Annotated in this window: 15 protein-coding genes; all 15 read left to right on the top strand. The window is 46.2% G+C overall.

Annotated elements, in window-relative coordinates; translation table 11 throughout:
• Positions 1 to 41 precede the first annotated feature (41 nt).
• Positions 42 to 200 (top strand): hypothetical protein, encoded by a 159-nt coding sequence (locus RS881_RS35180; RefSeq protein WP_315815035.1) that lies wholly within the window; start codon positions 42 to 44, stop codon positions 198 to 200.
• An 80-nt stretch (positions 201 to 280) separates the two neighbouring features.
• Positions 281 to 3,655, top strand: a complete 3,375-nt coding sequence (locus tag RS881_RS35175) for a hypothetical protein (RefSeq protein WP_315815034.1) — start codon at positions 281 to 283, stop codon at positions 3,653 to 3,655.
• A gap of 32 nt (positions 3,656 to 3,687) precedes the next feature.
• On the top strand, positions 3,688 to 4,434 hold the full coding sequence (locus RS881_RS35170) for a hypothetical protein (RefSeq protein ID WP_315815033.1): 747 nt from the start codon (positions 3,688 to 3,690) through the stop codon (positions 4,432 to 4,434).
• A gap of 65 nt (positions 4,435 to 4,499) precedes the next feature.
• Complete coding sequence (locus tag RS881_RS35165) at positions 4,500 to 4,781, top strand: hypothetical protein (RefSeq protein WP_315815032.1); 282 nt, start codon at positions 4,500 to 4,502, stop codon at positions 4,779 to 4,781.
• An 11-nt stretch (positions 4,782 to 4,792) separates the two neighbouring features.
• Positions 4,793 to 4,993 carry a hypothetical protein gene (locus RS881_RS35160; RefSeq protein ID WP_315815031.1) on the top strand — a complete coding sequence of 67 codons (201 nt, stop codon included), beginning with the start codon at positions 4,793 to 4,795 and terminating at the stop codon, positions 4,991 to 4,993.
• Positions 4,994 to 5,039: 46 nt separating this feature from the next.
• Entirely contained in the window at positions 5,040 to 5,465 is a 426-nt protein-coding gene (locus RS881_RS35155; RefSeq protein WP_315815030.1) for a hypothetical protein, read from the top strand.
• A complete protein-coding gene (locus tag RS881_RS35150) occupies positions 5,398 to 5,841 on the top strand; it encodes a hypothetical protein (protein ID WP_315815029.1) in 444 nt (147 codons plus the stop codon). The genes RS881_RS35155 and RS881_RS35150 overlap by 68 nt, the downstream gene beginning before the upstream one ends.
• 67 nt (positions 5,842 to 5,908) lie before the next feature.
• Positions 5,909 to 6,577, top strand: coding sequence for a hypothetical protein (locus RS881_RS35145; RefSeq protein WP_315815028.1), 669 nt, complete (start codon positions 5,909 to 5,911; stop codon positions 6,575 to 6,577).
• 70 nt (positions 6,578 to 6,647) lie between these two features.
• The gene (locus RS881_RS35140) at positions 6,648 to 7,082 is read left to right on the top strand and encodes a hypothetical protein (protein ID WP_315815027.1); all 435 of its coding nucleotides are present in this window, start codon (positions 6,648 to 6,650) and stop codon (positions 7,080 to 7,082) included.
• Positions 7,073 to 7,621 carry a hypothetical protein gene (locus RS881_RS35135; protein WP_315815026.1) on the top strand — a complete coding sequence of 183 codons (549 nt, stop codon included), beginning with the start codon at positions 7,073 to 7,075 and terminating at the stop codon, positions 7,619 to 7,621. Before RS881_RS35140 ends, RS881_RS35135 begins: the two co-directional genes overlap by 10 nt.
• Before the next feature lie 8 nt (positions 7,622 to 7,629).
• Positions 7,630 to 7,809: a hypothetical protein gene (locus RS881_RS35130; RefSeq protein WP_315815025.1), complete on the top strand. Its 180-nt coding sequence runs from the start codon at positions 7,630 to 7,632 to the stop codon at positions 7,807 to 7,809.
• The gene (locus tag RS881_RS35125) at positions 7,791 to 9,446 is read left to right on the top strand and encodes a hypothetical protein (RefSeq protein ID WP_315815024.1); all 1,656 of its coding nucleotides are present in this window, start codon (positions 7,791 to 7,793) and stop codon (positions 9,444 to 9,446) included. The genes RS881_RS35130 and RS881_RS35125 overlap by 19 nt, the downstream gene beginning before the upstream one ends.
• A 133-nt stretch (positions 9,447 to 9,579) precedes the next feature.
• Complete coding sequence (locus RS881_RS35120) at positions 9,580 to 10,215, top strand: hypothetical protein (protein WP_315815023.1); 636 nt, start codon at positions 9,580 to 9,582, stop codon at positions 10,213 to 10,215.
• A gap of 94 nt (positions 10,216 to 10,309) precedes the next feature.
• Positions 10,310 to 10,441 (top strand): hypothetical protein, encoded by a 132-nt coding sequence (locus RS881_RS35115; protein ID WP_315815022.1) that lies wholly within the window; start codon positions 10,310 to 10,312, stop codon positions 10,439 to 10,441.
• Entirely contained in the window at positions 10,423 to 10,884 is a 462-nt protein-coding gene (locus RS881_RS35110; RefSeq protein WP_315815021.1) for a hypothetical protein, read from the top strand. Before RS881_RS35115 ends, RS881_RS35110 begins: the two co-directional genes overlap by 19 nt.
• Positions 10,885 to 10,889: the final 5 nt, after the last annotated feature.

The raw sequence follows: 10,889 nt of genomic DNA, 5'->3' as shown, positions 1-10,889 counted from the left end.
AATCCTTATATTTTCAGGGTATAACCAAGCTGTTCTTCAAATTGAATGTTCCGATGCCGGCCACGGATAAATGGGGTAACGGTAATGAATGGATACCACTGTATGCCGATATAGAGGATATTGGCCTGGTAGCCGGTACCACCAACAGGGTATGGATAAAAGTAAAAGAGGTGGAAGGTGTCAGCCCGTTTAAAAGGTAGCCATTCAATTCCTGCGGCTCAATCTTCCTTCTAAAGCCTATCCCAATTCTGAAACAGGCAGTAATGTAAGTTTTACAGATATGATCAAGGTCATATTTGGCTCTGTCGCCCAGTACCGGCAATTGTTTTCAACCTTTGACGGGATTGCCCAGGGGAAAAGCTGGTGCAAGGAAGTAGACCTTGCCAAAACATTTGTGCGGTTGAATGAGCCTACCTTTAAAAGATATGGAGGAGGTATGCGGGTAAAACGCATTGAACTTACTGACAATTTCAATGCGCTGACTGCCGGCAAACACCAGGATGCTTCCTATGGTAAAGAGTATACCTATACCACCACCGAAAACATCAATGGAAAGTTAGTTTCCATCAGTAGCGGCGTTGCCAGTTATGAACCCCAGATTGGCGGGGATGAGAATCCTTTCCGGATCGCCAAAGAGTTAAAAGAAAAGACCAACCTGCTGGCGCCGGTAAACCTTATGTATTCTGAGGAACCCCTGGGTGAATCCTTCTTCCCCTCGGCCATGGTGGGCTATTCCAAAGTAAGGGTAAGGACCATCCACCATGCCTACAAATCGGCCAACGGATCGAGTGAAACGGAGTTTTATACAGCCAAAGACTTTCCAACACTGACTGAAATGACACCGCTGGATGGTTATGCCAAGAAACCATTCCGCTCCAAACTGTCAGAATTCCTGAAGATCGACTCCCGGCAATACATGAATGTGAGTCAGGGTTTTAAGATAGAATTGAACGATATGAATGGCAAAATGAAGTCCCAGGCCAACTATGCTGAAACGGACCCGGTCAATCCTATTTCTTACCTGCGGTATTTTTATAAAGTGGATAATGATAAGGCCGACCGTAAAAAGTTGAACAATGAGGTGAGTGTGGTGAGTGGCAATAAAGGCGAAGTAATAGCGGGTACGGTTGGAAAGGATATCGAGGTAATGGTGGATCTGCGGCAGCAGTTGTCTAAAACAACTTCTACCAACCTGGGTGTGAATGTAGATGTGATCCCTGGGGGCATCTTTCCCATACCCCTTCCTTCGGCCATTCCTTTTCCCCAAAAGGAGATCATGCGTTTCCGTTCTGCTGCCGTGGTAAAAGTGATCAACCGGTATGCTTTGCTGGATAGCGTGGTGCAGATGGATAAGGGCAGTATTGTATCTACCAGGAATGTGGTGTGGGATGCTGAAAGCGGCCAGGTAGTGATAACACGTACCAATAACGAATACAATGACCCTGTATACAACCTTACCTATCCCGCCTGGTGGGCCTATGATGGTATGGCGCCTGCCTATACCAATATTGGTATTAACCTGGGTGCGGATGCTACCGGAAGGTCATTGAAGATCATCAAAGGCAAGTTGTTTGATTATGACAACAATACGGTGGATAATTGGGAGAAGTTCTTCAAAAGTGGCGATGAGATCATTGTGCAAAGGGAGTTTGAAGAAGACTTGCAGCCCATTACTCCATTAATGCGGGTAGCAGCGGCAGGACCGCCGATTGGTTTTGATCCTGCTTTGTGCGGCGATCCAAAATGGCGCATCGCACTCAAGCCGTTCATTAAGCTATGGGCTGTAGATGCGGGAGAAGGAAAAGAAAAGCACCAGGGCATCTATTTTATAGACCAGGAAGGCAGGCCATACAGTTGTACGGGTATTAAAGAGTTCAGGATCATCCGGTCGGGAAGAAGGAATATTACCGCTAGTCCCGCAGGCTCTCTGGTATCCTTGGCCAACCCCGTGCGCCTGGTGAATGGGGTCAATAAAATTACCATCGATGCACAAACCAAAGTGCTGCAGGCTTCTGCGGTAACGTATAAAAACCTGTGGAAAGTTGTTAATCACTGGTATGTAAAGGATTCGTCTTATATACTGGAAGAGGATAAGACGGTTACCCTGTATTCCAGGAGGAATTTATTGATGAAGAAAGTATCCTTGTCAACCTGGAATGGTAAAACGGGCTCGCACCTTGTTTCCCGCAGCAGCATTCCGCAGAGTCAATACTTTATCGCCAGCAATAACGTAGAGTTTTACAGGAATAGGCGGATCAGTTTTGAAGGAAGGGGCGGCTATTTTTACGATGCTGTATCACTAATAGATTTTGATATCAGGAACCAGTTGCTGGCAATTGATAATGATTTCTTTCGCAAGAACAATACCGTATACCGTGCCGTACTGAATTTCAATGCACAGATACCGCGTACCGTATGGGATTGGCGGGTAGATGCCCGTGGGTGCGATGGTAAAAGGGATGATGGGTGTATCCCCGACTGGGTATCCAGAACTTATGCGCATGCCAACAATGGATCTACCAACGGACGAAGCAACCTAACCATATTGCAGAATATACGTACGCCCTGGTTCAACAATACTCATGTTGACAATGTATTGTACACCGGCTCTACTGTTAGTCTGGGTACAATGGGCAATGGAACATCCGGCAGCAAAACAGACTTTAACATCCTGCCGCTGGTTACAGAAGCCCTGGGTGGCGGAGGCTCGTATGGATTCCGGCTGACCCTTCAGGACATGTATACCTATAGTCAAAATACCAGCGAACGCACCCAGTCTTATGCAGTTCCACTTTCCCTTAACATGTCGTACCGAAATTTTAAAAGGATCGACACCCTGCTGTGCAAGCAATATATTTCTGATACGGTGGTCAATCCTTACCGGTTTGGCATACTGGGCAATTGGCGGGTGGACAAAAGTTATGTATTCTATGGTGACCGTGATAGCCGGCGGGAGAATGACCTGGCGACCGCCCCGGTCAATGTAAGGACAGATGGTTCCTTATCTACCTTTAATCCTTTTTGGATATTTTCCACCACCGGAATTGCTGCTACTACGGATACCACCCAATGGGTTTGGAACAATGCAGAAAACTTCTTCAACCGGAAAGGATACGAAATGGAGAATTATGACGCTTTGTACCGTTATAATGCAGGTCAATATGGGTATAACCAACAATTGGCAATAGCTGCCACCCAAAATGCCAAAATGCGGGAAACCTTCTTTGATGGTTTAGAAGATTACGATTACAAAACCAATAAGTGTACCTATCTCTGTAAAGACACGCGCACCTTTGATGGGTTCAACATTACCAGTGAGGATAGTCACACCGGTTTATACAGCCTGAGCCTGCCGGCGAATCAAACGAAAACGATCTCCTTTCCTTTAACCGGGAAAGCTGATACGGCGGTCAATCTTTCTATCAGAGTCGATTCTTCGCTGGTGTTAAAAGAAACTGCTTTTCCCAAGGGCACCGGGTTGATGGGTTCCTATTCTGCCTGTGGCGGCACGGCAACACGCCTGGATAATACCATCAATTTTTCCTGGGCTAAAAAGAGCCTTGTCATCCTTCTATATGCGCCACCAATTGGACAGAGATCAGGTGGCGGGGAAAAATACAAGCACCTTATTCAGATACGTATCGTTTTTATTTAACCCACTCCGGCGGGCGTTCCACCTCGTATAGCATGAAGGTGAATGGGGTGGCGGTAGCTACCAATGTATCAGGAAGTGTGCCCCTGTTCCTGATGGTGGGAAGGTTGTATGATATTGAGATCTATGCAGTCACCGAACGTTCTCATAAGTTCTGGTGGTTTGACACGGATCATTATGATTTTTCGTTTTCAGCTTCCTGGAGCAGGGACAACAGTCCGGCGAGGGTGATCATTCCTCAAAATGTTTTGTATCCGCCCGGTGTTATTGATACCACCGGCAGTTACAAAAAGGAATGGTTTTATTGTGTAAAGCTCAACAGGATCAAACCCGAAAGCGTCCTGTTGCCCAAGGTAGCGCCGATCGAAGGCACCAGGTCAGTGGTAACAGCCTGGGTAAAAATTAAGGACGACCATACCAATACGGCCAGCACCAGCGGCCTGGCGCCCATCAAAGTTCAATATACAGGCGCCACCGGTGCTGATATGACCTTAAATGCCACAGGCGTGCGTATTGAAGGCTGGCAGCGATATGAAGGAGTAACCGATATACCCATCAACGCTACTGGTATACAGCTCGTATTCCAACCCGGTACCAGGAATATACTGGTGGATGATATCCGCATCCATCCATTCAACAGCAATTTGAAATCGTTTGTGTATGACCCCGTCACCCTGCGGTTGATGGCGGAACTGGATGAAAACAACTATTCTACCTTTTATGAGTACGATGATGAGGGTAACCTGTTGCGCCTCAAAAAAGAAACCGAAAGGGGATCATGACGATTAAGGAAACGCGGCAGAACACACAAACCATTTTACAATAACCACCATTTATAAAGTCATATATGAGATACCTGTTGAAAATAGCTATAATGACCACATTGGGTTGGATCATCTTCCAACAGCATGCAAAAGCCCAGAACGAGGGAATGCTGCCTTTGGGAGAAAGGCTGGGCAGCCGCACCGAAGCGCTGATGGAGATGAGCAGGATCGGACAGGTGTACCAGGCTACTGACCTGCTTAATTATAATATATCCTATGATTTTGCCGATAGTGCGGCACTGTCAGTTATTTTGGAGCATAAAGAAGGGAAGTATGCGCTGTATAACAATCTTTTTGGGGAATAGTAGACAGTAGTATGGAGTACCTGCAGGGACAACAATATTATGTAGTGGCCGATCACGATACCAAGAGCATCTATATTTATGATAAGCTCAATTATTCCAGGGTTATTAATGTTCCACTGCTGGATTCTTTATTTAATGAAGTGTCTTTAAAAGACCTGGTATTGACCCGGCCGGGGGCATTTATAAAAACTAAGTATCCAATACCTGCCTAATAATCAATACCGGCAGATAGAGATGATTTACGACTCTGCCACCTATTTGTTGAAGAGTATAGCTTACTATTACGATGCTGCTATTTACAGCCAGGCTTATTACAACTGTATGGATACGGTAACTACCCTGGCTGTGCCGGCTACAGGGATAGCGATGCCGGGTACGGTAACCTGCGCCAATCTGATAAAAACGTACAAAAATTTTATTGCCGAATTTCCTGCCCATACTAAGGGTGCCACCGTACGGATGTATGTTTCGCAAAGTGGCGTTGCCTATAACAACAGACCTGCAACCACTCCTGTACCCCAGGAAATAAAAGAGCTATGGATCGTTCCGCAGGCTGCTTCGCGTAGGGACAGACCCGTGAGAGATACGATCACGCCGCCACCCCCTCCAAAAAAATATGAAAGCCAGTTTATTGGCGGCGGGCAGTTGGGTCGATTCTGCTATGAGCGCCCTGAAGTTGTTTGAATGGTATATGAATGAGCACCTGGGTGTTCAATATTCAGGCGAAGTGTATACAGACTGGCTGGTAAATACCTGTGGATATAAACTAAGCCAGTTGCCTTATAATGAAACGACCATCGTTCGCCAGGATACCTTACAAAATATATGGAACCGTTTTGTGGCCAGGTACCCGGTATCCCAGCTATCCATTACCGAAACGGTAAGTGTGCCTGTGACAAAGGGGATTTCCACCACTACATTGTACGGGGCTGATGGGTATGACGGTGAATATATACGTCCTTCGAATTGGACAGATGGTTCCTGGTATATATCAAGGGGGCACTACCTACGACTTGTCTGTATTACCTCAAAATGCCAGTATACAATCGGCTGCTCTTAATCTGTATGCTTTTTGCCCCTCCTGGTTTAATGCGCCTCATTTCCGGTATGCTAACCAGTACCCATATATGCAGCTGCAGCCGCTAAAAGGAGTGCTTATACCCGGTAAAACAAATTTTGACATACGGCCCGAAGCGTATGCCGGCATGCCATCCATCAATTTTCCACCTACCAGTACCAACCAGGTACCTCCTACAGGCGGGGACTTCTGGAGCAACCAGGATTATCTGAATCAGCCAGTTTTAAGCATTGTAAGTGCAATGTATAACAAGGTGCAGACCACGGGAGTGAACTATCCTATAGAGTATAAAATGAATGATGAAAGTTACGTATATAAAAATTTCTATTTCGGCGGTGTTGAGTGCAGTAATGTGGCTAAAAGGCCGGTGCTGAATGTGGGATATACAGCTGCCCGATGTGATGTATTTACGGCTTTTGTAAACAGGGCCCTGGGCACCTATTTAAGTTATGATCAGGTGGTGGAGCTTTTTAAGTTCAGTGGTAAGCTGGACATTAACAGTAATTGTACAACTGCCACGCCGGGTGCAGGTTGTGAAGGGGATCCCGGTAAAGCTATTACAGGTGTTACCACTATTAGTTTTACTAAAATCGATGAAACCACACTGGACCTGAATTTCTTCAACGAAGCCAGGTTTATTTATAAGGTAGGCGAGACATTTATGCCGCAGAGCATGTATACAGGCTATACGGTGATACCGGTATTGGGAGGTAATTAATGGTAGCAAAGAATGCTGGTGTGGTAGAAATATAATAGGTATTGAATAATAAGGTTCAAATAATTGAAATATGAAACGAATCGTTTTATTAGCGGTATTGCTGACTGGTGCTATGTTCATTAGTTCCGATGCATGGGCGCAATGGAAGTATGAGGAATATACGAATGTGTTGAATGGCGCCAGCAATCCATTGAATACGGGCGATACCTTAACCGTAAGCGATACGCTGTTAAAAGCGCCCAATCTAAAGCCTGCAGTGACAGCAGTCAATGAGATTGCGAATATCATTGCATTCGCTTTCAATGAACCTGTGCAGTTTGGGACTGTCGTGCTTCCTGATACCTTTAGTATTACCCTCAATACCCTGGTGAGCGTTCTGCAAAACGAAGGAGGTACCGTTAGCACTACCACCAGGAGCTTTACCATCACCTACAGCAAGAACAACCCTTATAAAAATCGGATATTTTCTATTTCAATAATGGAAGGCGGGTTAAAGTGGAGCTAACGGGTATTAGCGCCTATAATATTAATATCAACCTGGCAAAATCAATTGTACAGCTTACGAATGATATGCGTATCGACAGGAGCTATACGACCGATTGTGCGGATTGTGGTTTAGGCGCTTTTAATAGTTATGCCAACAATATAACCGACAACCGCGATACCTTGTTGGTAAGCTGGCCGCTCAATAAATGGGCAAAAGCTTATGACCTGGAATGGACCTATATCAGCAATGAAGCCTACACTGATAACCGCTATGGAACGCCGGGAACAGTTGCTTTTGCACAGAATATTTTCAGGAACAATGCCACAAGGGTTACGATTACGGGATTAATGTATAATATTCCCTCTTGTTCAATGACAATGGATATGTATTTTTCAGGTTCAGGGCTGTACAGCCGTTGGCCAATGGGGAACGGATCACTTCTAAATGGAGCCCTGAATACAATCTTGTTAGTGGGTTGGGGAAAGCCTGGTTCATTGGCCACCAGGGAAATCTTAACTGGCAGGCTGCCACCAGTTTTGCGGAAGAAGGGAAGCTAAAAAGCATTGTGCAGTATTTTGATGGAACGCTGCGGGGAAGACAAATGGTGACCAAGGACAATAGCACCAACACCACCGTGGTAGCAGAGTCGTTGTATGATCACCAGGGCAATGCTGTATTAGCGGTATTGCCGGCGCCTACTTTAAACAGTATTATTCAATATACCCCTTGTTTGCGAGGAGCCTGAATGCGCCGGGCTCTGAATACAATAAGGACCTCTATGACGGCCTGGCCGCTACAGCCGATTACTGCAATGGCGCTGCGCCCGGCATGGCTACTGACACAGGGGCTTCCAAATATTATTCGCCACAGAACCCATTAAAACAGGTAGGATTTAACAGGTATATCCCGGATGCAGAAACATTTCCCTTCTCTGAAACAAAATACACCCAGGATAATACGGGCCGTATTGCGGCTCAGGGAGGGGTGGGTAAACTGTTCCGGTTAGGTTCCGGCCATGAAACCAAAAATTATTATGCCTCTGCCAGTCAGGCCGACCTGGACGCCTTGTTTGGAACAGATGTGGGAGATGCAGCCCACTACCAGAAAAATATGGTGCGGGATGCCAATGGGCAATATAGTGTGACTTATATAGATATGAAAGGACGCACCATTGCAACAGCCCTTGCAGGCGCGCCGCCTGCCAACATGCAGGCATTGAACAGCTTTCAGTTTACTACCCAAACAGAAGCCCTGCTGACGCCGGTAAACAATGTGGTCAAAGACAATAATGTGGTATTTACCCGCAGTATAGTAGCACCCATGGCCGGACCCTATACCTTCACGTATTCCTTAAACCCACAAACCCTGCGGATGGCCAACTGGGCCGGTCAGGAGATCTGCTATGACTGTTTGTACGACCTCACCATCACCATTGCTGATGAATGCAATAACCAGAGCATGACGGGTGGCAAACCTTATGTATATAAGAAATCCAACTTTTCGCTGAACAGTATCAACAGTAATTGTGCTGATCCGGTGAGAGGATTGTCCGAGTCATTCACCATAACCCTGGGCGAAGGTTCCTATACTATAACCAAAGAGCTATCCATCAGCCAGTCCGGCAAAAATTATTACCGGGATAGCGTTTACATGGCCAATAATAACAGAACAACTTTTGAGGATATTTATAAGCAGCAAATGGTATTGGTGAAGCAGCAGTTGGGCGATTGTAATACGAATGGCGACATCGTTAAAACAGACAATGATGATGTGAATACCTATGCCGACCTGATGTACGCTCAAATGACAGGAGATGGCATTTATGCTGCGCGGTACAAAGGCATTTATGATGTTTATTCCCGGCTGTTTGGCGGTAACGAACCTTTCCTAAAGATCATTATGTTGATGTTCCATCCCGAATACCAGGTGTATGTAAATTATTCCCAGCTTGTCACCAGCAACAAATGGGATGAAGCCATGGGTACAGTTGATACCTATCCGGCAGCGGTATCAGCCGGCTACCTCAACCCGCTTCAGATGACTACAGCGCCTGCAACCAGTTTTCCCGGTAACAATCCCGATCCCTTTTTCCAGAATAATACTTCCTATAAATCAAGAATGACCGATTCGCTGAACCGGGCGATGGTGACGAACGCAATTATATTTGGAGGCCGGCCCATCCCGATTGCATGGACCAACCTTTGGTCGCTGAGCAATATGATGGTGAAATGTAAAACCCAGCCAAACGGCCTGATGGAAGCAGCCTGCGTAAGCCAATATAGCAACCTGGCAAATGTGTACAATAGTTCCTTGTTGTGCGCTACGGAACTGGATGAGGCCTGGCGCCGGTTTAAGACGATCTACCTGGCCAAAAAAGAATGATGACGGCCGATTTTCTCTTCTCTTTCAATTACCCGGTATTGGAAAATGAAAGTTATCGCCTGTTTGTAGATCCCCGCAAATACCTCAATGCAGGTGCGCTGGGGTAAATCCTTATGAAACCGATGGCAATGTATTGAAGCAGCAAGCCCAGCAGGCGCTTACCAATTCCATTAGCGAGAACTGCCGCAACTACGCAGCCTATTGGTGGGATAAACTGGTAGAAGCGGGTTGCGGGTTTCAGAAGACACGTGATTCGGCCGCTATCATTAACCGGCTGATAGCCATTTGTAAAGAAGGAGGTGATGAAACGCATCCACTGGGCGCCAGTACGGTGAAGCCGGGTAGTACCTGGCCTTTCAAGAGCTTTAATGAGGCCATTATTGATTATGTAAGGAATACGCCTGGAGTAAGTCAGGATATCACTTTGTGCAACGGGGTATTGATCGATGCCCCGGGATCGTATGAAAAGCCATTTATCACGGTATATAAGCCCATTGCCGACAAGCCTACTGATTGTGAGTGCAAGAATATAAAGGGGCTTTTCCAGGTGTATCAAACCAGTTATAGCTCGAAGTATCCTTCTATGAGCAACTTTATGCTGGCGGTGTATAAAACCAATATCAGTAATGGTGCCCTGGATAGTCTTCGCCGTATGTGTAACAATGAATTTACCTGCCAACGCCTGCCAACACCTCCGGGTGCAATTGTAATGCCCCCGTATTCCAATGCGGAAATGTACAAACTGTATGTGCAGATTGTGAAAAAGTGAACATTGCTTATACTGCATTCAGACAAACTTATACAACCGTAATGCCTACGAAAAATGAAGATACTGCCCGCAAGAACACCTTTTTGCAGGATATATGCGTGATAAAACCGGACTTGACAAAACGGCGACGGAGTACCTGAATTTTATAGACCTGTGTAATAGTACACCTGGCAGTTATGCCGGTTCTATAGAGATCAATGATGGCAGTTGCCCCGGGATACCCTGACTTTGGCTTCTACCGGCATCAGCAGGCCTGCTGCTATTAGCTGTGCTGACCTGGTAAAAACCTATCAGAACTTCATAGCCGAATTTCCCAATCATACCAAAGGGGCTACCGTGCGCATTTATATATATAGTGGAAGCGCCTTGCGCGAAGCGCGCGACCCGGCTGGGGAGAAGTATGCCCTGGCCATGGCGGCCCCACTATCGAAAGGAGGGCCCAATATGCCCGAGTTTATGGCCACGGTATTGGATACGATCAAGCCCAGGGCTTCCAAACAAATGTTCGCCGCTTTCGCTTCCACGGGTTATTGGATGGATTCGGTAATGACCGCCAAACAACTCTTCCAATGGTATATGAACGAGCACCTGAGGCAAGGATATTCACATCTGCATTATGCGGATTGGTTGATCAACAGTTGTGGCTATAAGTTGAACCAGTTGCCCTGAGTGAT

The organism is Paraflavitalea speifideaquila (assembly GCF_032395985.1).
Taxonomy (GTDB): domain Bacteria; phylum Bacteroidota; class Bacteroidia; order Chitinophagales; family Chitinophagaceae; genus Paraflavitalea; species Paraflavitalea speifideaquila.
Note: the sequence above shows the minus strand (reverse complement) of the source record. Positions and strands in the feature narration are given on the sequence as shown.